We start from the raw sequence: 22,215 nt of genomic DNA on the forward strand, positions 1-22,215 counted from the left end.
AGGTAGCTAGATGGTAAGATCGTTATGGTCCGGCGCATCCGGAATGAAGGGCCAGCAGGTCCAGGTAGATACAATTGCAAACAACCTTGCAAATGTTAACACCACAGCCTACAAGGCGCAGTCAGCCCAGTTTAAGACATTGCTCTATCAGACACTTGAGGCAACAAGTACAAATGCTCAAGGCGAGTCAAAGCCTACAAGCGCACAGGTTGGTTTGGGAACAAGAGTAGCATCATTGAATGCAAACTTTACCCAGGGTGCCCAGATGGCTAACGATAGCAAGACAGCAATGTGCATCATAGGTGAGGGCTTCTTCGCAGTACAGGATGGAGAAGAAACTCATTATACAAGAAATGGTAATTTTACTTGGGCAATTGGTCCTGGTGGAAATAAGGTACTTACCACAGCTGAAGGCTATCAGGTTCTTGATCAGGCCGGACAGGTAGTAACACTTCCAGCAACAGCAGGTGAGCTTGGTTTTGCAGTAAATATTGATGATGGTTCTTTATCTTACAAGGACGCAGCAGGTAATATTATTCAGACAGGCCAGTCTATAGCTTTATATCAGTTTACTAACCGAGTAGGACTTAATAAGATTGGCGAGAATCTTTACGACGAGTCAGATGCTTCTGGCGAACCTATCAGCGAATGGAACACTCAGGGAGTTATTCGAAGCCAGATTGCTCAGTGCTATTTGGAAGGCTCAAACGTAAATGTAGCTGATGAAATGGTAAATCTTATCATTGCTCAGCGTGCATATGAAATGAACTCAAAGGCTATTACCACTTCAGATACTATGCTGGAGCAGGCTAACAACCTTAAGAGATAAAAGTAGTTAAAAAGGGATAGTAGTTGTTGTCACGAAAGGGGACAAAAAAATGGATGTAACAGGAATGAGCACGTATTTACAAACTCAATACGCGAATCAAACAAAGGCAAATGCTGATGCAACTGCCAAATCTGTCAACGGCATTTCGAAGGATTCCAGCAAGGAAGAAATCACCAAGGCGGTAAAGGATTTCGAGACCTACATGATGGAGCAGGTCATCAAGCAGATGAAGGAGACCTTCGTAAACGAGGATGAGGATAAAGATACAACAATGTCGCAGTACAAGGATCTTTATCTTGATCAAGCTATTACACATATTGCTTCACAGCTTGTGGACCAGATAGGCGGTTCGGTAACAGATGACTTCGTAGAGCAGATTATGAGAAACTATGGAATTACTGGAACAGTTAATCAGGCTGTCGAGAACACAGGTCTCAACAATGAAGATGTATCTGACGATATAGCAAAGGCTAATTCTTCTACAGTGCAGTCAGTTCAAAGTTAATATGATTTTGATTACATGCCACCCAGAGATTCTGGGTGGCATTTTTGGGTTTTGGAATGATTGGAGACAAAAAATATAGATGAATAGTTTCACATTAATATCGTAGTTATCGCAAAGTAACGATGCTGTACTGCATTAGAGGTACTTTGCGATAAAATATCGGTCTTGATTCTATAAATATTATCGCAAACTAGTCACTTTACTGGTTTTATAGGAGCTCTTGTGATAGAAATCTATGTATTTTCTTATAAAATCCTCATGAAAAGTTTGAAATATTGTAAATATCTATCGCGGAGTAGCTTGAAAGTAGTATAACCTCGTGGATTTGTGATATGGATAAGAATAAAATTAGACGCTGATTATCACATGAATGGCTATTATGGGTGAAATACTGTAAATTTGCGATAGCAAACAACGATAATACACACAATTCAATCTAAATATTGACTATAATTGCATTGGTGGGGGGTAATATATAACGCGAAACGAAAAACTCTTTTGGAATGTAAAATGACAAAATAATTAATTCATTAATGTCATTACAATAATAGATTTAAAAAACAGATTATTTAAAGGCCGCCATTTTAAATTGATAGTCTTTTTGGCAGAAAAAAATAATGTCCTATATATTATGTGAAGCTAGAGTTATTAAAAGTTGGCGATAAGACGATTGGTTGCAATAATATAACTTTCTGTTGACCCAGAAAAAAATCTATGCTATCTTAATCTACGTCATTAATTTCTAAAATATTTCTTCAAGAAAATCAAATTTTTCCCATTGTAAAATTTACAAATTAAAACAAAATAACAGGAGGCGATAAGCTATAGAAAAATATTTTGAAAACCAAATAGAGTCGATAAATCAAGAACTATCAGCAATAGATGACGAGATACAAAAACTTCCATCAGGGGAAATAAAGGTGTATCCCAATAATGATTCATATAGATGGTATTTAGTTGATGGGGAGGCAAGACAGTATCTTCCGAGAAAAGAGAATAAGATAGCAGAAGACTTAGCATTAAAGAAATATTATCAATTGAAAAAGAATGCCTTGCTTGAAAAGCGAGAGAACATTATGAAAAGGCAGTGTGAATCATATGACGATAACGAAAAGCTACATAAGTTCTTAAATAATGAGGGCTATATACAATTGATTGGGCATTTGCTGAGTGGAGATAGCTTTGCAGAAAAATCTAAGTCTGTTTGGGCAAATGAAGAATATCGAAACAATCCAAAATACCCGGAGCAATTGACAAATCTTGGCTCATCTGGAAATTATCTTAGATCAAAATCTGAAGTGTTCATAGATATGGCTCTGACTCAACATGGAGTTCCGTTTAGATATGAGTGCGAGCTGGTAATTGATAATCATATATTCTATCCGGATTTTACAATCTTCAATCCTGCTAATGGAGAAATCATCTATTGGGAGCATTTTGGAATGATGGATGATGAGGATTATGCTAGAAATGCATTCAGCAAATTAAAGCTATTTTATAATCATGGATTGATTCCGGGAGAGAATCTAATTATGACATTTGAAACTAAGTCTAAACCTTTCACATATTTTGATGCTGAGGCTACATTAAAGCAGTTAAAAATGTGACTTTAGTATATTGTCTTACTTTATCATTGTAGTTACTATCGCAAAAACATGAACCATAGCTTGTTAGATAATTCTCTGCGATAGATAATGTCAACATCATAAATGTAATGCTATCGCAAACTATTGAAAACAATGGATTTGCTTGAGGCCTTGTGATAAAAAACATCAAAAAATCTTTAAAATCTTAATTAAAAAGAGAGTTTTAAACAGATTTTTATCGCAAAGAAAACCTCAAGCTAGTATATTCTTGTTTCCTTGCGATAAGAGGACTTAAAAATTTCATTTCAAAATATCGCTGTATGCCGAGGTGTTCTTGGAAGTTCATTGCTTTGCGATAAACTCCCCTAAAAAACAATAGAAAGATTGCACTACATCTTTTGCCAATAAAAAGAAGTAATGTGTTAATATATATCCCATGGAAGAAATAACAGGATACGTTGAAAATATAATATATAGAAATGCGGACAATGGTTACACAGTGCTGGATTTCGTGGTAGACGAGTTTTTGATTACCTGCACAGGCCTGTTTCCAACAGTAGGTGAGGGAGAGAACCTTCTTTTAAGAGGTGAATATGTAGACCATCCTACTTACGGAAAGCAGTTTAAGGTATCAAGCTATGACGCAGTGGCTCCTACAGATGCAGCATCTATGGAACGATATTTAGGCTCAGGTGCAATCAGAGGAATCGGACCAAAGCTTGCTTCCAGAGTCATAAAGATGTTTGGCGCTGACACCTTCAGAATCATAGAGGAAGAGCCTGAGCGTCTTGCAGAGGTAAAGGGAATTTCCATTAATAAAGCTATGGAGATTTCCGACCAGATTGTTGGCGCAAAGGACATCAGAAATGCCATGATTTTCCTTGATAGATATGGGCTTCATGGTAACAAGGCTATCAAGATTTACAATCGCTTTGGAAATGAGATTTACAACATCATTCAGAGTAATCCATATAAGCTGGCAGACGAGGTTTCAGGAATCGGATTTAAGACTGCTGATGAGATTGCCAGCCAGGTGGGAATAAAGGTAGATTCAGAGTTTAGAATCAAGGGCGGCATTATGTACGTCCTTACTCAGGGCGCCAGCTTTGGTCATACATATCTTCCAGAGGATACTTTGGTAGATATGTCAGTGGATTTGCTTAAGGTGGATGCTGAATCAATATCTGCACAGATTATGAATCTGGCCATGGATAAAAAGCTTATTATCAAGCGTGACCCAGAGGGCAATCGCCAGATTTATTCCAGAGCATTTTATCGCATGGAGGAATCCATCGCAGGAATGCTGAAGGATTTGAATGTGACCTATAAGGTGGACAGGGAAGATTTGGAAAAGGTCATCCGCCGTATTGAAAAGGACGGAGAATTCCAGCTGGATGAGCTCCAGAAGGATGCAGTGCTTGCAGCAGTGGAGCGAGGATTTTTCGTTTTAACTGGTGGACCTGGTACAGGAAAGACCACCACTATCACCACCATGATTCATATATTCGAGGAAGAGGGTTACAACATTTTCCTTGGAGCACCAACTGGCCGTGCGGCAAAGCGAATGAGCGAGGCCACAGGATATGAGGCCCGTACCATCCACAGAATGTTGGAGGTTTCCGGCAGAGTGGGAGATGACGACGATGACGTTACCAGTTTTGCCAAGTTTGAGAGAAATGAGGATAACCCTTTAGAGTGCGACGTTATCATTATCGATGAGATGTCCATGGTAGATGTTTCTCTTATGTACGCACTTTTAAAGGCTGTTTCACCTGGAACAAGACTCATCCTTGTTGGTGATGAGCACCAGCTTCCAAGTGTCGGTCCTGGAAATGTTTTAAAGGATATTTTGGCTTCGGGAGAATTCTGCTCCGTTACTCTGGAGAAGATTTTCCGTCAGGCTCAGGAAAGTGATATTGTCATGAACGCTCACAAGATTCATCAGGGCGAGCATGTGGTACTGGATAATAAATCAAAGGATTTCTTTTTCCTTAAGAGAGATGAAGCTGACACAATCATCAATGTTATGCTCACGCTTGTAAGGGACAAGATGCCAAAGTATGTAGATGCGGGAATCAGTGAGATTCAGGTGCTTACTCCTACCCGAAAGGGATTGATTGGAGTGGAGCGACTGAATACTATTTTGCAGCGATTCCTTAATCCGGAAGCTCCTGGTAAGAATGAGTGGAAGGGTGAAACCCGTCTTTTCCGCGAGGGCGACAAGGTTATGCAGATTAAGAATAACTATCAGCTGGAGTGGGAAGTCACTGGAAATTACAACATCACGCTGGAAAAAGGTGTGGGTGTTTTCAATGGTGATGTGGGAATCATTAAAGATATAAATGACTGGGCAAAGACTGTGACAGTAGAATTTGAAGAAGGCAGAAAGGTAGTTTATCCTTTTGCCAATCTGGATGAGCTGGAGCTGGCATATGCCATCACCATCCATAAGTCACAGGGCTCTGAGTATCCCGCTGTGGTAATGCCTATTATGGAGGGACCAAGGATGCTGATGAATCGTAACATCCTTTACACAGCTATTACCAGAGCAAAAAAATGCGTCACCATGGTAGGCGACGCAGATGTTTTCTATTCAATGATAGATAATGTTTCTCAGGCTAAGCGCTATTCTGGTCTCAAGGACAGGATAGAGGAAGCCTTTAGAGAATCGATTTTATAAATATATCGCTATAGGCGCTATCAGCTAAGTTGATGATTTCGCCTTCATCAAGCTGAACTACAGGTCGTGAAAGGTTAGATTTATTGATATAAACCACGCGGCCTGTTTTTGCATTATTCAGCATGACTCTGCTGTTGTTGTAGGTGTTAGCTATATGCTCAAGGAAGGTAAGGATAAACTTCGTATTAAATTTCTGAAGACCCTTGTGTTCAAATTCACTGATTACCTGGAAAGAGCAGAGTGGATCGCGATGAGCTCTGGCTGAAGTCATGGCGTCGTATACATCGGCGATGCCTACGATGCTGGCTACATCGTCTATTTCATCTTCCTCCAAACCTCTTGGATAACCACTGCCGTCACATCTTTCATGATGCTGTAATGCGGCATACAGGATTCGTGGGTCAAAGCCCTTATCGTTAAGAATCTTTTTGCCCAGTGTTGTGTGGGTTTTCATTACGGCAAATTCTTCGTCAGTATATCTGCCCGGTTTATTAAGAATCTCAAGAGGAATCTGAGTCTTTCCTATATCGTGGAGCAAGCCTGCAAGAGTTAAAAGATTAACATCTGCAAGAGGCCATTTCAGCCATTTTCCAATGACACGTGAGATAAGCCCGACATTTAAAGAATGAGAATAAATAGGATCCTCAAGATTTCTCATATTGCTGAGCATATTTAAAAGCTCGATTGTAGTCTTGGACTTAAATAGAGACTCACAATTCTTCAGCATCTCATCGGTAGAACATTTCTTTCCGGCCAGGATGTCATCAAAATTCTTTTGAAGAAAAGCTATATTGATAGCATAATCTGACTGGAATTTCTGGAACTGAGGTGATGCCTTTAATCTCTGAGTGTAAGGAATCTGGGAGTTAGATGCCTTTACAGTTTCCTTTGGTTTTGAAAGGTCTGTTTTTTTCTTCTCCTTATGGGCAGCCTTTGGCTTTTCAGGTTCAGGAGCTGGCTCTGGTTCTACTTCTACAGGAGCCTCTTCTTCCACATCCTCAACAGTGGCAGACTCTATCTTATAAAAAGTGAGCTTTGCAATCATCTGAGGAGTAAGTTTTTCACCAGCTTTAATAATGATCTGACCTCGTTTGGTGACCACTGGCTCGGCTACAATCATATTAGGTTCAAGTTTGTCTACAGTTAAAGTTGTCATATTTAGACCTCATCTATTGTATATACAATTTAATTATAATGATTGAAAAATCTAAAGACAATATAGTTCACAGTACTTACAAAATTAAAACGTATGAATTTGTCCGTGATTAAAGACAAATTAGGAAAAAATACTATTGTTAAGTAGGTAAATTGGGAGTATACTTAACGTACCTAAGTATGCGCTTAGGTGTATTTCATTTTTAATTTTATATAGAAAGAGAGTCGAAAATGGAAAAGTTACTTTTTACTTCAGAGTCAGTAACAGAAGGCCATCCAGATAAGGTATGTGATGCCATATCTGATGCCATCCTCGATGCTTGCTTAGCTGAAGATCCTATGAGTAGAGTAGCTTGTGAGTCTTGCTCATGTACAGGTTTCGTACTTGTTACAGGTGAGATCACTACAAAGGCTACACTCGATGTTCCAGCTATTGTTCGCAAGACTCTTCTTGAAATCGGTTATGACGATGGAAAGAAAGGCATTGATGGAAACTCTTGCGCTGTTATGGTCGCTCTTGATCAACAATCCGCAGACATTGCAATGGGTGTTGACAAGGCTCTTGAGGCAAAGGAAGGCTCACTTACAGACGACCTGGATACAGGCGCCGGTGACCAGGGTATGATGTTCGGTTACGCTACAAACGAAACAGAAGAGCTCATGCCTTATCCTATTTCTCTTGCTCATAGACTTGCTCTACAGCTTGCAAATGTCCGCAAAGACGGTACATTATCGTACCTCCGTCCTGACGGAAAAACACAGGTTTCTGTAGAGTATGACGAAGCTGGCAAGCCAGTTAGACTTGAGGCAGTAGTTTTATCTACTCAGCATGATGAAGACGTTACTCAGGAACAGATTCACTCAGACATCAAGAAATATGTCTTCGATCCAGTCCTTCCAAAGGACATGATTGATGATAAGACAAAGTTCTACATCAATCCAACAGGCCGCTTTGTTATCGGTGGCCCACACGGTGATGCAGGTCTCACAGGCCGTAAGATCATCGTAGATACTTATGGTGGATATGCTCGTCACGGCGGCGGTGCTTTCTCAGGAAAGGACTGCACAAAGGTAGACCGCTCAGGTGCTTATGCAGCACGTTATGTTGCAAAGAACATCGTAGCAGCAGGCCTTGCTGACAAGTGCGAGATTCAGCTTTCATACGCTATCGGTGTAGCTGAGCCAACATCAGTAATGGTAGATACATTTGGTACAGGAAAGGTATCAGATACAAAGCTTGTAGAGATCGTTCGCGAGAACTTTGATCTTCGTCCAGCTGGAATTATCAAGATGCTCGACCTTCGTCGTCCAATCTACCGTCCAACAGCAGCATATGGTCACTTTGGCCGTACAGATGTTAAGCTTCCATGGGAGCAGACAGACAAAGCTGCAGCATTAAAGAAATATCTTTAAAATTATCAATATGATATAATGAAAGCAGTCCTATATAGGGCTGCTTTTGTTATTTAGCGGTGGATGAGGTGTAATTTTGAAACTTAAACATAGACTAATAATTTCATTCTTTATAATCGCTGTCGTTCCAATCATCATGTATGTCCTTTTACTCTTGAGTGGAAGATTTGACCGCACTTTACTTAAATTCGTAATTGCGGAATTATTTATCATGTCTTTTACCGCATTTATGATGGTTACCTGGATTTACAGTGGTGTTGTTATCCAGCTAAAAAAGCTGATAAGAGCAGCTAATAATATCAAAGAGGGCAATCTGGATTACAGCGTTGCCAGTGCAGGAACAGATGAGATGAGTGAGCTTTGCAATTCCTTTGAGGATATGCGAGTTCGTCTTAAAAATAATGCCAAGGATCGTCTGGAGGATGAGGCAGAGCAGAGAGCTTTGATATCAAACATTGCCCATGATCTTAAGACCCCTATCACAGCCATTAAGGGTTATGCAGAGGGGATGCTTGACGGCGTGGCAGACACTCCGGAGAAGCAGGCAAAATACATTCGCACAATCTACAATAAAGCCAACGAGATGAACACACTCATCAATGAGCTTACATTGTATTCAAATATTGATACCAACAAGATTCCATACAATTTCCAGAAGCTGAATCTCAGCGCATATTTTTCAGATTGTATCGAGGAGCTTGGAATGGATTTGGAGAATCAGCATATCCGCCTGGATTATTCCAACTTTGTTGATCCGGATGTGCAGATTATCGCAGATCCAGAGCAGCTTGGTCGTATCATTCACAACATCGTCAGCAATTCAGTGAAATACATGAGAGCAGATGTGGCATCGAGAATCAGCATATTGGTTAAGGATGTTGGTGATTTCGTTCAGATTGAGATTTCAGACAATGGCAAGGGTATTGCCACCCACGACCTGCCATATGTTTTCGACAGATTCTATCGCGCTGATGCGTCTAGAAATTCTGCAGCAGGTGGTAGTGGAATAGGTCTTTCAATAGTAAAGAAAATCGTGGAAGACCACGGCGGTAAGATTTGGGTTACCAGCAAAGAAAATGAAGGTACAACAATGTACTTTGTAATACGTAAATACCTGGAGGAGGTTTACAGTGAGTAGAATACTTATTATCGAAGATGAAGAATCCATTGCTGAGCTTGAAAAGGATTACCTTGAGCTTTCCAATTTCGAAGTAGATATTGAGGGAGATGGCGAGAAGGGCCTGCAGAAAGCTTTGGCTGGAAACTATGATATGTACATTTTGGATTTGATGCTTCCTGGCATTGATGGTTTCGAGCTATGCAAGCGCATCCGTGAGGTTAAAAATGTACCAATTCTTATGGTTACAGCAAAGAAAGAAGAAATCGACAAGATTAGAGGTCTTGGCCTTGGCGCAGATGATTACATTACAAAACCATTTTCACCAAGTGAGCTTGTAGCCCGCGTAAAGGCACATTTATCAAGATATGAGAGACTGGTGCAGTCGCCAAATATTCAGAAAGATGAAATCAGCATCCGTGGTCTTAGAATTGATAAGGCCAGCCGCAGGGTTTGGATTAACGGTGAGGAAAAGGTTTTCACAGCCAAGGAGTTCGACTTGCTGGCATTTTTGGCAGAGAATCCTAATGTGATTTACTCTAAGGAGCAGTTGTTTGAGACGCTCTGGGGAGAAGAATCAATTGGAGATATCTCCACAGTTACAGTTCATGTAAATAAGATTAGAGAAAAAATTGAGTTGAACACTTCAAAGCCTCAGTATATTGAGACAATTTGGGGAGTGGGGTACCGCTTTAAAGTGTGATTTGCCTGCAAATCACATAAAATGGTGGGGTACCGCTTCAAAGTGTGATAAACTTTAATTATCACTTGAGGGGGTGTAATGAAATGGAAGTATTATTTGAAGACGACAGCATCGTAGTATGCTATAAGCCTGCAGGGCTGGCTACACAGACCAGAAATATAGGTGAAAAGGATATGGAAAGTGAGCTTTCCAACTATCTCAAGGCCAAGGGGGAGAGCCCTGAGATTCACGTGGTTCACCGTCTGGATCAGCCAGTAGAGGGTGTTATGGTTTTTGCAAAGACAAAGGCCGCAGCCAACAATCTTACAAGACAGATTGCTGAGCATCAGTTAAAAAAACATTATTATGCAATCATTACAAGAGAGTCTTTCCCGGACGAGGGCGACTTAGTGGATTACCTTGTAAAGGACAATCGCACTAATCTTTCTAAGGTGGTTTCACAGAACGATCCTAGAGCAAAGAAGGCATCTCTTCGTTATCATACAGTTGATGAGTGGGATGACAGAAAGCTTCTTGATGTAGAGCTTTTTACAGGCCGTCATCACCAGATTAGAATACAGCTTGCCAGCAGAACAGCGCCTATTTTAGGGGATATTAAATATGGCGGAGTTTCTACAGGACATAATTTAGCGCTGTGTTCATATTCAATTGGATTTACACATCCTAAGTCTGGGGCTCCAGTGGAGTTTCAGGTTAAGCCAAAGGGAGAGGATTTTTTAGATAGTAAGGTTGCAAATTAATTGACAAAACAGGGGGTTTCAATTGATTAAACTCTACGTAGCAGTTTTTTTGCTTACAGCATTTATAATGCTTGTGTGTGGAGTCTACATAGCTACCAAACACACAATAAAGCAAAACAAACTTAATATTTCAATTATGCAGTTGCTAGCTGTGGGAATTGTTGCGTGCCTGACTTACACTCACGCTATTTCCGTGCGTACAGAGCTGGCAGCTGAATTTGGTTATGCATTTTATTTTATAAGCATAGACTGGATTCTTATCACATTTCTTTTTTATTCCAGACAGTACACGAGAATATGGATTGATCAGTATGCATCAGCCCTGATTACGGCTACCATTGCAGTTCTTGATTCTATCAGTTTATTCTTCAACTACAAATGGCATCATGCATTTTACCTGGTAAAAAAAGAATTTGATGGAGAATGGTTCTACGTATTTAAAATCAACGATTATTACGTGGTGCATCTTGTATTCTGTTACATAATTGTAGCCATGATAATTATGATTTTTATTCAGAAATCATACCTGACAAGCGGATTCCATAGAAACCGATATCTTTCAATCCTGGTTATCTTTGTGGGTATTATTCTGCTTGATGTGGTGTATTTGTTCTTTGATTATCCGGTGGATATTTCCATTTGCCTGTATTCAGTTGCGTCGATATTCGTAAGCTACTACACGCTACTGTATAATCCAAAGACCTTCGTTGAATACATGCTTAGTACCATCACTGAGAGAATGGAATGTGCTCTTGTTTCATTTGATGAGAATGACAATTGTATCTATTCAAATCAGCAGGCTAACAGAATGTTTTCTCCAGGTGGAGATACAAAGCTTATTGAGGACAGATTCAAGAGATGGAGAGAGGGAAGAGAGACCAACTCCATTTCCAATACCAGCTGGAACGAGATTTATAATTTTAATGGAGAGGAATATCGCTTTGATATCCACTTCAATAAAATTTACGATAAGAGGGGCTTCTACTGCGGATGCTATTTCTCATTCTACGATGTAACTGGAGATTTCCTTGCATACGAGGAGGAGAAATATCGTTCAAGCCACGATGCTCTTACAGGCGCTCTTAACAGAGAGAGCTTTTACGAGGAAGCAAGAAATATTCTGGATGAGAATCCTGAGATTGACTATGTAATGGTTTGCTGTGACATCAAGGGCTTTAAGCTTATAAATGATGTCTTTGGTGTAGATAAAGGCGATGAACTTCTGGTTCGTTGTGCTGATACCATTCGTGACAGAATTGCAGGGGGCGCTACCTTTGCAAGACTTGAGGCGGACCGCTTCGCAGTATTGGTTCCAAAGAGCCGATACAGTGAAGAAATCTTTATGACAGGAATGAACCAGATCAGTCATTCTCTGGATAATTCCCAGTATCGAATGGTAATTCTCGCAGGTGTTTATGACATCTACGACAGAGATGCTCCTATTGTTTCAATGTGTGATGGTGCATTCCTTGCCATTGAATCAATCAAGGACAGCTTTAAGAATGCCATTGCTTACTACGGCGACATGCTGCGCCACGAATATATGACAGAGCAGAAGATTCTGGCTGAGTTTGAGACAGCTCTTCAGACTGGTCAGTTTGCTATGTTCCTTCAGCCAGTAGTTACTGTTGATGGCAGAATTACCATGGCAGAGGCTCTGGTTCGCTGGATACATCCTGACAGAGGAATCATTGCTCCACTTTCTTTCATTCCGCTTTTGGAGAAGACAGGTTACATTTACAAGCTTGATCAGTACATTTGGGAGCAGGCAGCAAAGAGACTTGCTTACTGGACATCCCTTGGACATGAGGAGTTATCCATTTCAGTAAATATCTCTGTTAAGGATTTCTATTACATGGATATTTATGAGACCCTGGTTTCAATTGTTGAAAAGTATCACATCGAGCCATCACGATTGAAGCTTGAGATCACAGAGACCATTTTCATGACGGAGAAGGAACGTCAGATTGACATTATGTCCAGCTTGAAGGATTATGGATTCCTTATTGAAATCGATGATTTCGGAAGCGGATATTCATCACTGAATATGCTTAAGGAGGTTCCTGCTGATATTCTTAAGATGGACATGGCTTTCCTGGCTATGGATAAAAATATCACCAGAGGCCGCAAGATTGTAAATACCATAATCACTCTTGCAAAGGCCCTTGGAATGATGGTTACAATCGAGGGTGTTGAGAATGAAGATCAGCTGAATTACCTTAAGGGAACTGGTGCTGATTATCTTCAGGGCTATTATTTCAACAAGCCACTTCCAGTTAAGAAGTTCGAGGAATTATATTTGTAGAAAAATTAATAAAAATACTTCCAGGTCCACTCCATCTAAGGGGTGGACTTGTTTTGTATAATCCTTTATAATAGTGAAGCTTGAAAAGATTTTTAAAGAATTGAAAAGGAGAAAAAAATGGCACAGGAAAAAAAGCTGGTAGAAGCGATTACCTCCATGTCAGAGGATTTCGCACAGTGGTATACCGATGTAGTTGTTAAGGCTGATTTGATTGCATATTCATCAGTAAAGGGATGCATGATCATTAAGCCCGATGGGTATGCTATTTGGGAAAATATCCAGCACGAGTTAGACAGAAGATTCAAGGAGACAGGCGTACAGAACGTTTACATGCCTATGTTCATCCCGGAGAGTCTTCTTCAGGTTGAGAAGGACCATGTAGAGGGATTTGCACCAGAAGTAGCTTGGGTTACACACGGTGGTCTTAACCCGCTTCAGGAGCGTCTTTGCGTTCGTCCTACTTCAGAGACTCTTTTCTGTGATTTCTATAAAGATATTATTCACTCTCACAGAGATTTACCAAAGGTTTACAACCAGTGGTGTTCAGTAGTTCGTTGGGAGAAGGAGACACGTCCATTCCTTCGTTCTAGAGAGTTCTTATGGCAGGAGGGCCACACAGCTCATGCTACAGCTGAGGAGGCAGAGGAGCGTACAGTTCAGATGCTCAACCTTTACGCAGACTTCTGTGAGGAAGTTCTTGCTATGCCTGTAGTTCGCGGACAGAAGACTGAAAAGGAAAAGTTCGCAGGAGCAGAGGCTACATATACAATCGAGGCACTTATGCACGACGGTAAGGCTTTACAGTCTGGTACATCACACAACTTTGGCCAGAACTTCTCTAAGCCATTTGGTATTCAGTACACAGATAAGAACAATCAGCTTCAGTATGTTCACCAGACATCTTGGGGCATGACTACACGTCTTATTGGTGCTATCATTATGGTACATGGTGATGACAGTGGTCTTGTACTTCCACCACGTATCGCACCTACACAGGTAGTTGTTATTCCTATTCAGCAGAAGAAGGAAGGCGTACTTGAAAAGGCTGCAGAGGTTTGTGAGAAGCTTGGCAAGACTATGCGTGCTAAGCTTGATGATTCAGACAAGTCACCAGGCTGGAAGTTCTCTGAGGCAGAGATGCGCGGTATCCCTGTTCGTGTAGAGCTTGGACCAAAGGATATCGATGCAGGCAAGTGCGTACTTGTTCGCCGTGATACACGTGAAAAAATCGAGTGCCCACTTGATCAGGTGGAGACAAAGGTGGCAGAGCTTCTTGAGACAATCCAGAAGGATATGTTTAAAAGAGCAAAGGCTCACCGTGATAGCCATATCTGGGATGCTCACAACTATGCTGAGTTCACAGAAATCGCTAACAACAAGCCAGGCTTCATTCGCGCTATGTGGTGCGGTGATGTAGCTTGCGAGAACAAGATTAAAGAAGATTTAGCTGTTACTTCACGTTGTATGCCATTCAAGGATCAGGAGCAGATTTCTGACGTATGTGCATGCTGCGGCAAGCCAGCTAAGAAATTAGTATATTGGGGTAAAGCTTATTAATATGAATTTACCAGCAGACGTTCAAAATATTATATCGGTATTAGAATCTAACGGACACGAAGCCTATGCAGTAGGCGGCTGTGTCCGTGACTGCATTCTGGGGAAAGTTCCACACGACTGGGACATTACCACATCGGCCTTGCCAGAACAGGTGAAGGCTCTGTTTGAGCGCACTTTTGATACTGGAATCGAGCACGGCACGGTGACAGTTTTGATGCACGGCATTGGATACGAGGTCACTACTTACCGTGTAGACGGAAAGTACGAGGATGGCCGCCACCCTAAGGAGGTTACATTCACAGCTTCTTTAGAGGAGGATTTAAAGCGCCGCGATTTCACTATCAATGCCATGGCCTATAATGATACAAAGGGTTTGGTGGATTTGTTTGGTGGAGAGGCTGATTTACAGGCTGGTATCATCAGAGCTGTAGGAAATCCTATCGAGCGTTTCACAGAGGATGCCCTTCGTATGCTTAGAGCTCTTCGTTTCTCTGCACAGCTTGGTTTTGAGATTGAGAAGGATACTTACGAGGCTATCAAGACTCTTGCGCCTACTCTTGAGAAAATCAGCGCTGAGCGTATTCAGGTGGAGATGGTAAAGCTTGTGACATCTGCTCATCCAGAGCGCATCAGAGATGTGTATGCCACAGGCCTTACAAAGATTTTCTTCCCAGAGTTTGACGCCATGATGGAATGCGACCAGGTGAACAAACACCACATGTACTCAGTAGGAGAGCACACTATCGTTTCTATGGGGCTGGCTCCTGATGATAAGGTGATTCGTCTTACAATGATGCTTCACGATATAGCAAAGCCAGTATGCAAGACTACCGATGAAAACGGCCAGAATCATTTCAAGACACACCCAGTAAAGGGCGCAGATATGGCCCGTACTGTGCTTCGTCGACTGAAGTTTGATAATGACACTACAGACAAGGTTTGTAATCTTGTAAAGAATCATGATGATAGACCTGAGATTAACCATCGCAATGTTCGCAGAATGATTATTCGTGTAGGTCAGGAGAATTTCAATGATCTTCTAGCTGTTAAAAGAGCAGATACTCTGGCTCAGAGCATGTATCATCGTGAGGAAAAGCTTTCTTATATAGATGAGCTTGAAAAGGTATTTAATGAGGTGGTTGCAGCAGGTGATTGCCTTCGAATCAAAGATTTAGAGATAAATGGCAAGGATTTAATTGCCATGGGCCTTCCACAGGGACAGAGAATTGGAGAGGTTTTATCCACTATTTTCGACTCAGTTGTGGAAAATCCAGAACTTAATCAGAGGGAAACTCTGTTAAACATGGCTAAAAGTATGATAAAATAATCCCATGAGAGGGATTTTTACGAAAAAATGGTCTAATTTAATAGTGTTGTCAGTTATTTGTGCAGGGGCATTGCTGGGATGTGGATATCGTAACAATGCCACTGTTACTAACTATACTGGGTCCGCTTTGCAGAATTCCAGTCAGGATACTGGAGAGGTGGAGAATCAGGAAGCTCAGACTGAAGCAGAGCCTGAGGCACTTGAGCTGTATATTGTCGAGAATCTGGATATGACAGATGAGACGATAGCTCTCTATTCTATAGATTCTGACCAGCAGCTTCGCTACAAATATAACATGACCACTAAATTCTTAAATAAATACGGCAGCACCGACACCTGGGCCGAGTTTACCACCGGCACGGTTGTTTCTATCGGGGATTTTCTGCCGGCTTCCGGAGCACTTAGTCAGGTGCAGAAATCAGCAGATGTATGGATGTACGAGGATATTTCAAAGTATTCTATTGATGCATCACGAAATTTAATAACTATCGATGGCAAGAACTACAAGATTACGGATAAGACCAAAGTCTATTCCGACAGTGCCAAGATTCTTTTGGAGAATATAGGAAAAGATGACGCCATTACTGTAACAGGAAAGGATAAGGAAGTTCTTTCTATTGCAATAACTACAGGACACGGCTTTATCAGCCTTGTGAATACTTCAGTTTTTGATGGCAGTCTGATATTTATAGGAAACAAGATTGTTTCCATGGTAAATGGAAACGAGACTATCGAGGTGCCTGAGGGAACTTACCTTGTTACCGTGGCAAACAACGGTTGGGGCGGTTCTCAGGAAATAACTGTTAACCGTGATGAGAACATTCTGGTTGATTTGGACTTAATGAAAGGAGATGGCCCGTCATATTGTCTGATGACATTCCTTGTGACTGTGCCGGAAACCTACGTATATATAGATGGAAAGATTGTGGATACAAACGAGCCTCAGTATGTCCAGTACGGAAGCCATAAACTGGTTGTAAAATGCTCCGGCTACAAAGCCTGGAGGAAGACCCTGGTGGTCAATTCAGAGACAGCTGAGATAACACTAGCCATGGAAGCTGAAACTGAAAGCGGAACAACTACAAATGAGACTTCAAATGAAACTGCTGGAGAGGCGTCTGAACAGGCGCAGGAAATTATTGACGAAACTGTTTCAAATGGTCCAGAAGAAGAGACTGCAGGCAGCTCAATTAAGAGTGATTATGACTACGAAGTTGACTATTTATCAACGATTTCCGACCTTATAAGCAACTTAATGAACTAATTTGTGTGAAAAAGATGTGAACATCCTAGAAAATCAAGGGTTTGTAAATAGTAATTATAGTTAAAAATCACGTTAGAAATTTGTAATATTTCATAAAACCCTTATAAAATCGGGATTTTTTGGGGTTTTTGTGTTGACACTGTTATATAAAACAATTATAAAGGATATTGTAGTTATTAAGGATTTTGGTCCTAAAATAAAAATAACAATTCTCGAGGAGGAATAAGTAATGAACAAGACAGAATTAGTAGCAGCTATCGCTAGCAAGGCTAACATTTCTAAGAAGGATGCTGAGGCTTCTGTAAAGGCTTTCACAGAGGTTGTAGCTGAAGAGCTTAAGAAGGGGGAGAAGATTCAGCTCGTTGGCTTCGGTACATTCGAAGTTTCTAAGAGAGCAGCTCGTACAGGTAGAAATCCACAGACAGGCGCTGAGATGAAGATTCCTGCATCTAAGGCTCCTAAGTTTAAGGCTGGTAAGGCTCTTAAGGATTCTATCAACTAATTAATTTCTTGATTTTTAGAATCATTATGGGGTTCGGGTTTCCGAGCCCCTTTATTTATTCTAAAGCCTACGCTGGTTACGGATACAAGCCTTAGTGTTTCTTCATTCAGCTAAGAATGCTTCATTCAGAAACCTAAGAGCTTGTTTCCTACCAGCTTATGTTGAGATAAGAGGTACGCTATGAGACTAGATAAGTATTTAAAAGTAAGTAGATTGATTAAACGACGCACAGTAGCCAATGAGGCTTGCGACAGCGGTCGTGTACAAATTAATGGAAAAATTGCGAAAGCTTCCACCGACGTTAAAGTTGGTGATATAATAGAAATAGCATTTGGAAATAAAAATGTGAAAGTTGAGGTCCTTGATATTCAGGACACTACAAAGAAGGATGCAGCTGCAGATCTTTTTAAGTATTTATAGTTATGGCAAAAAAAAGAAAACAAGTTAGAAGACGAAAGAAAACCTCCACAGGTAGAATATATGTAGCCGTCATTATGCTTTTTATGATTGGCGTAATGACAGTTCAGATTGTGCGCCTTTACGATAAGAATGAGGAGCTCAAGAAGAAGGAGGAGACTCTACAGACTCAGCTGGATGCAGCTAACGAAAAAAGTCAGCAGCTTAAGGAACAGGAAGAATACGTCGGTAGTGACGAATACATAGAAAATGAGGCTTCACAGAAGCTTGGATTGACACATGACAATTGGATCATTTTTAGACAAAAAGAAGATTAGAGATTATATTCAAAAACATAATATGTTAAACAAAGGCGACAGGGTGGTCTTAGGTTTATCCGGAGGACCTGATTCTGTATGCCTTTTTTTTGTACTCCTTGCTCTAAAGGAGGAGTACGACTTAGATATTCATGCCATTCACGTAAATCACTGCATAAGAGAAGGTGATGCCGATGAGGATCAGGCATATGTGGAGAGCCTTTGCAGGGACTTTGAAGTGCCTTTAAAGGTAGTCAGAGCGGATATACCGGCTATGGTTGCAGAATCAGGCCGCTCTACCGAAGAGGAGGCCCGTATGGCCCGATATGAGACCTTTGAAGCCTACGCCATGGAGTTGGAAGCAGAGGAAGAAGAGGGCTCGGTAAAAATCGCTGTAGCCCACAATGCGGACGATAACGCAGAAACAGTACTTTTCCATATGGCAAGAGGTACAGGACTAGATGGAATGTGTGGAATTGTTCCTACCAGAGGCCGAATCATCCGGCCACTGCTTGAGGTTCCAAAAGCGGAAATCCTTGAATTTATCCATGATAATGAGATTGCTTATTGCGTGGATGAAACCAACGCTGAGGTGACCTATGACAGGAACAGGATAAGACACAATATTTTACCAGAACTTTCAGAAATAAATCCTAAGGCCCTGGAGCATATTACCGATATGACTAACAGATTGATGGAAGTTGCGGATTATATCTCACTTGAGGCGAAAGGGCTTTTAGCTATCGCTAAAGATGAAGGTGATAAGCTGAGAAAGCGGGCGTTCATTACCGCACCCCGTGTTATTGCCAGCCAGGCATTGAAGGAGTATCTCAGCGGATTTATGCCAAATCAGAAGGATGTAAGCGCAGTTCATATAGAAAGCATTCTGGGACTCCTACAGGAGGAGGGAGAACGCCAGGTGCAGCTTCCATACAAAAAAACTCTTGTCATTTCCTATGAGCATTTATATGTGATTGATGAGGAGGATGATGAGCCAAAAGGTACCATTTCCTACCGAGAATTCGACCTTGAGCCGGGCATGAAATACCCTACAGGAACCTATACTAAATGGTTTGATTGTGATAAAATATCGGATAATGTTGTTATACGAACCCGCGCTGAAGGGGATTATCTTACTATCGATTCGGCTGGAAATCACAAGTCCATTCAGGACTACTTTGTGGATGAAAAAATACCTCGTCACAAGAGGGATAAAATCATCCTGGTGTGTGATGGCAGCCATGTAATGTGGGTGGTAGGCTATAGAATCAGCGAATATTATAAAATCTCTAATAATACCACTCGTGTATTAGAGATAGTTTACGGAGGAACAGGAAATGAGTGAGAACATCAGAGTCCTTTTACCAGAGGATGAATTAGCAGCACGTATTGCTGAGCTTGGAGCACAGATTAGTAAGGACTACGAGGGTGAGACAGTATTTTTGGTTTGCATCCTTAAGGGAGCTTCATTCTTTGCATGTGAGCTTGCTAAGAGAATTACAGTGCCAGTTATCATCGATTTCATGGCTACATCAAGCTATGACGGAGGCACAGTATCATCCGGAGTAGTTAAGATTAAGAAGGACCTTGATTTAGACCCAACAGGTCAGAACGTAATCATTGTTGAGGACATTATTGATAGTGGTAATACACTTAACTACCTCGGTCAGCTCTTCAAGGACCGCGGTGCAAAGTCAGTTCGCATGGTTACAATGCTTGATAAGCCAGACCGCAGAGAAGTTGATGTTCATGTTGACTATACAGGCTTTACAATTCCAGATCAGTTTGTAGTTGGTTATGGTCTTGATTATGACCAGAAGTATCGCAACCTTCCATACATCGGCATTGTAGAGTTAGACTAGGAGGACATTTTGAAGAAAAACAGAGCTTCAGGAATGATAATCTATGCCCTATTTGTTGTGGTTGTTTTAGCTATTCTCTATAGCAGTATGGGCAACAAAACTACCACCTATTCAATGGCGGAGTTGAAATCTGCAATCAAGAGGGAGCAGGTTAAGGCTGTTAACATTACTCAGAATGAGGAGGTACCTACAGGTGCCGCTACTATCAAACTATCTACTGGAGATACTGTCACATTGTATGTATCAGATGTAAATGATTTACAGCAGATACTTACAGAGGCTAATATTGCCTACAACGTCAGTGATATTCCACATGACAGCTGGCTTTCTGAGCTTTTACCTATGTTAATAGTCCTTGGAGCAGTATTCATCCTTTTCATGATAATGATGAATGCTCAGGGTGCAGGCGGTGGCGGCGCCAATGCCAAAATGATGAATTTCGGCAAGAGTCGTGCCAAGATGTCTACAAAAGAAGACATTAGCACCAGATTTAATGATGTTGCTGGTCTTAAGGAAGAAAAGGAAGAAGTTGAGGAACTTGTTGATTTCCTCAAGGATCCTAAGAAATATACTAAGCTTGGAGCACGTATCCCTAAGGGAGTTATTCTTGTAGGCCCTCCTGGAACAGGTAAGACACTTCTTGCCAAGGCTATCGCAGGTGAGGCAGGTGTTCCATTCTTCTCCATTTCAGGTTCTGATTTCGTGGAGATGTTTGTCGGTGTAGGTGCATCCCGAGTTAGAGATCTTTTTGCTGAGGCAAAGCAGAATGCACCATGTATTGTATTTATTGATGAGATTGATGCGGTTGCAAGACGCCGTGGTACAGGTATGGGTGGCGGCCATGATGAGCGTGAGCAGACATTGAACCAGCTTCTTGTTGAGATGGATGGTTTTGGTGTTAATGAGGGCATCATCGTTATGGCAGCTACAAACCGTGTTGATATTTTGGATCATGCTATTATGCGTCCAGGACGTTTCGACAGAAAGGTATTTGTTGGCCGTCCAGATGTTCAGGGCCGCGAGGAAATCCTCAAGGTTCACGCATCTAATAAGATGCTTGGTTCAGATGTAGATTTACATCAGATTGCCCAGACTACAGTTGGATTTACCGGTGCAGATTTGGAGAACCTTCTTAATGAGGCAGCCATTCTTGCAGCAGGTGAAGACAGACAATATATTACAAATGACGATATTAAGAAGTCCTTTGTAAAGGTTGGTATTGGTAAGGAAAAGAAGAGCCGTGTGGTTTCTGACAAAGAAAAGAAGATTACAGCCTACCACGAGAGTGGACATGCGATTTTATTCCATGTGCTTCCAGATGTAGGCCCTGTTTATTCAGTTTCTATTATTCCTACCGGCGCTAGCGCAGCAGGATATACAATGCCTATAAATGAAAATGACGAGATGTTCAATACCAAGGGCAAGATGCTTCAGGATATTATTGTTTCGTTAGGTGGACGTGTTGCTGAGGAGCTTATCTTTGATGATATTACTACTGGTGCATCACAGGATATTAAGCAGGCTACTCAGGCAGCCAGAAATATGGTTACTAAATTTGGTTTCTCAAAGAATATTGGTATGGTTCATTATGGCGATGATGACGAAGAAGTCTTCATCGGAAGAGATTTGGCTCATACTAAGGGATTTTCAGATGCCACAGCTAAAGCCATTGATGATGAGGTAAAGATGATCATCGATGAATGTTATGAAAAAGCTGTGAAACTTTTGAAAGAGTATGAACCTATCCTACACAAATGTGCTAATCTATTATTAGAGAAAGAAAAGATTAGCAGAAGTGAGTTCGAAGCTCTATTTGGTGATGAATTAAAGGATGATGATACCGAAGAAAGCCTCGAGGGAGTCGCTGTAGAAGGTATTAATTGGGAAAATTAGTGCAATATGCACAAAAAATATTGTGGAGTTTTGGTATGTTTGTGCACACTTGAGTGTTGCATCG

The 22,215-nt window shown here is 41.1% G+C and carries 19 protein-coding genes; 18 read left to right on the forward strand and 1 reads right to left on the reverse strand.

Features of this window, described 5'->3' with window-relative positions:
* The first annotated feature begins 10 nt into the window (after positions 1–10).
* The 4 genes from G592_RS0109245 to G592_RS0109260 all read left to right on the forward strand — a co-directional run bounded on the left by G592_RS0109245 (position 11) and on the right by G592_RS0109260 (position 5,600).
* Positions 11–829: a flagellar hook-basal body protein gene (locus G592_RS0109245; protein WP_028247578.1), complete on the forward strand. Its 819-nt coding sequence runs from the start codon at positions 11–13 to the stop codon at positions 827–829.
* 49 nt (positions 830–878) lie between these two features.
* Positions 879–1,334 carry a hypothetical protein gene (locus G592_RS16130; protein ID WP_051194848.1) on the forward strand — a complete coding sequence of 152 codons (456 nt, stop codon included), beginning with the start codon at positions 879–881 and terminating at the stop codon, positions 1,332–1,334.
* Between the two features lie 920 nt (positions 1,335–2,254).
* Positions 2,255–2,941 carry a hypothetical protein gene (locus tag G592_RS17055; protein WP_051194849.1) on the forward strand — a complete coding sequence of 229 codons (687 nt, stop codon included), beginning with the start codon at positions 2,255–2,257 and terminating at the stop codon, positions 2,939–2,941.
* A gap of 415 nt (positions 2,942–3,356) precedes the next feature.
* A complete protein-coding gene (locus tag G592_RS0109260) occupies positions 3,357–5,600 on the forward strand; it encodes an ATP-dependent RecD-like DNA helicase (RefSeq protein ID WP_028247579.1) in 2,244 nt (747 codons plus the stop codon).
* On the opposite strand, the gene G592_RS0109265 is transcribed toward G592_RS0109260, so the two are convergent.
* Positions 5,581–6,756 carry an HD-GYP domain-containing protein gene (locus G592_RS0109265; protein ID WP_028247580.1) on the reverse strand — a complete coding sequence of 392 codons (1,176 nt, stop codon included), beginning with the start codon at positions 6,754–6,756 and terminating at the stop codon, positions 5,581–5,583. The two genes, G592_RS0109260 and G592_RS0109265, sit on opposite strands and share 20 nt — an antisense overlap.
* 230 nt (positions 6,757–6,986) lie before the next feature.
* Between G592_RS0109265 and metK the strand changes: the two genes are divergently transcribed.
* The 14 genes from metK to ftsH all read left to right on the forward strand — a co-directional run bounded on the left by metK (position 6,987) and on the right by ftsH (position 22,151).
* Positions 6,987–8,168 (forward strand): methionine adenosyltransferase, encoded by a 1,182-nt coding sequence (gene metK, locus G592_RS0109270; protein WP_028247581.1) that lies wholly within the window; start codon positions 6,987–6,989, stop codon positions 8,166–8,168.
* Between the two features lie 76 nt (positions 8,169–8,244).
* Positions 8,245–9,306, forward strand: coding sequence for a sensor histidine kinase (locus G592_RS0109275; RefSeq protein WP_028247582.1), 1,062 nt, complete (start codon positions 8,245–8,247; stop codon positions 9,304–9,306).
* On the forward strand, positions 9,299–9,988 hold the full coding sequence (locus G592_RS0109280; protein WP_028247583.1) for a response regulator transcription factor: 690 nt from the start codon (positions 9,299–9,301) through the stop codon (positions 9,986–9,988). Before G592_RS0109275 ends, G592_RS0109280 begins: the two co-directional genes overlap by 8 nt.
* A gap of 83 nt (positions 9,989–10,071) precedes the next feature.
* Positions 10,072–10,728, forward strand: coding sequence for an RluA family pseudouridine synthase (locus G592_RS0109285; protein ID WP_028247584.1), 657 nt, complete (start codon positions 10,072–10,074; stop codon positions 10,726–10,728).
* Between the two features lie 22 nt (positions 10,729–10,750).
* Positions 10,751–13,033: a GGDEF and EAL domain-containing protein gene (locus tag G592_RS16140; protein ID WP_051194850.1), complete on the forward strand. Its 2,283-nt coding sequence runs from the start codon at positions 10,751–10,753 to the stop codon at positions 13,031–13,033.
* Positions 13,034–13,150: 117 nt separating this feature from the next.
* Positions 13,151–14,590 carry a proline--tRNA ligase gene (proS, locus tag G592_RS0109295; protein ID WP_028247585.1) on the forward strand — a complete coding sequence of 480 codons (1,440 nt, stop codon included), beginning with the start codon at positions 13,151–13,153 and terminating at the stop codon, positions 14,588–14,590.
* Positions 14,586–15,917, forward strand: coding sequence for a CCA tRNA nucleotidyltransferase (locus G592_RS0109300; RefSeq protein WP_028247586.1), 1,332 nt, complete (start codon positions 14,586–14,588; stop codon positions 15,915–15,917). Before proS ends, G592_RS0109300 begins: the two co-directional genes overlap by 5 nt.
* A gap of 43 nt (positions 15,918–15,960) precedes the next feature.
* Positions 15,961–17,181, forward strand: coding sequence for a hypothetical protein (locus tag G592_RS0109305; RefSeq protein ID WP_155942186.1), 1,221 nt, complete (start codon positions 15,961–15,963; stop codon positions 17,179–17,181).
* A 229-nt stretch (positions 17,182–17,410) separates the two neighbouring features.
* Positions 17,411–17,683, forward strand: coding sequence for an HU family DNA-binding protein (locus G592_RS0109310; RefSeq protein WP_015548570.1), 273 nt, complete (start codon positions 17,411–17,413; stop codon positions 17,681–17,683).
* Positions 17,684–17,863: 180 nt separating this feature from the next.
* On the forward strand, positions 17,864–18,103 hold the full coding sequence (locus tag G592_RS0109315; protein ID WP_015548569.1) for an RNA-binding S4 domain-containing protein: 240 nt from the start codon (positions 17,864–17,866) through the stop codon (positions 18,101–18,103).
* A gap of 2 nt (positions 18,104–18,105) precedes the next feature.
* Complete coding sequence (locus G592_RS0109320; protein WP_028247588.1) at positions 18,106–18,417, forward strand: septum formation initiator family protein; 312 nt, start codon at positions 18,106–18,108, stop codon at positions 18,415–18,417.
* Positions 18,380–19,741, forward strand: coding sequence for a tRNA lysidine(34) synthetase TilS (gene tilS, locus G592_RS0109325; RefSeq protein ID WP_028247589.1), 1,362 nt, complete (start codon positions 18,380–18,382; stop codon positions 19,739–19,741). The genes G592_RS0109320 and tilS overlap by 38 nt, the downstream gene beginning before the upstream one ends.
* Positions 19,734–20,258: a hypoxanthine phosphoribosyltransferase gene (gene hpt, locus G592_RS0109330; protein ID WP_028247590.1), complete on the forward strand. Its 525-nt coding sequence runs from the start codon at positions 19,734–19,736 to the stop codon at positions 20,256–20,258. The genes tilS and hpt overlap by 8 nt, the downstream gene beginning before the upstream one ends.
* A gap of 33 nt (positions 20,259–20,291) precedes the next feature.
* The gene (ftsH, locus tag G592_RS16145) at positions 20,292–22,151 is read left to right on the forward strand and encodes an ATP-dependent zinc metalloprotease FtsH (protein ID WP_051194857.1); all 1,860 of its coding nucleotides are present in this window, start codon (positions 20,292–20,294) and stop codon (positions 22,149–22,151) included.
* The last annotated feature ends 64 nt before the right edge of the window (positions 22,152–22,215 follow it).

The sequence above is a fragment of the Pseudobutyrivibrio ruminis CF1b genome (assembly GCF_000424005.1).
Lineage (GTDB): Bacteria > Bacillota > Clostridia > Lachnospirales > Lachnospiraceae > Pseudobutyrivibrio > Pseudobutyrivibrio ruminis_C.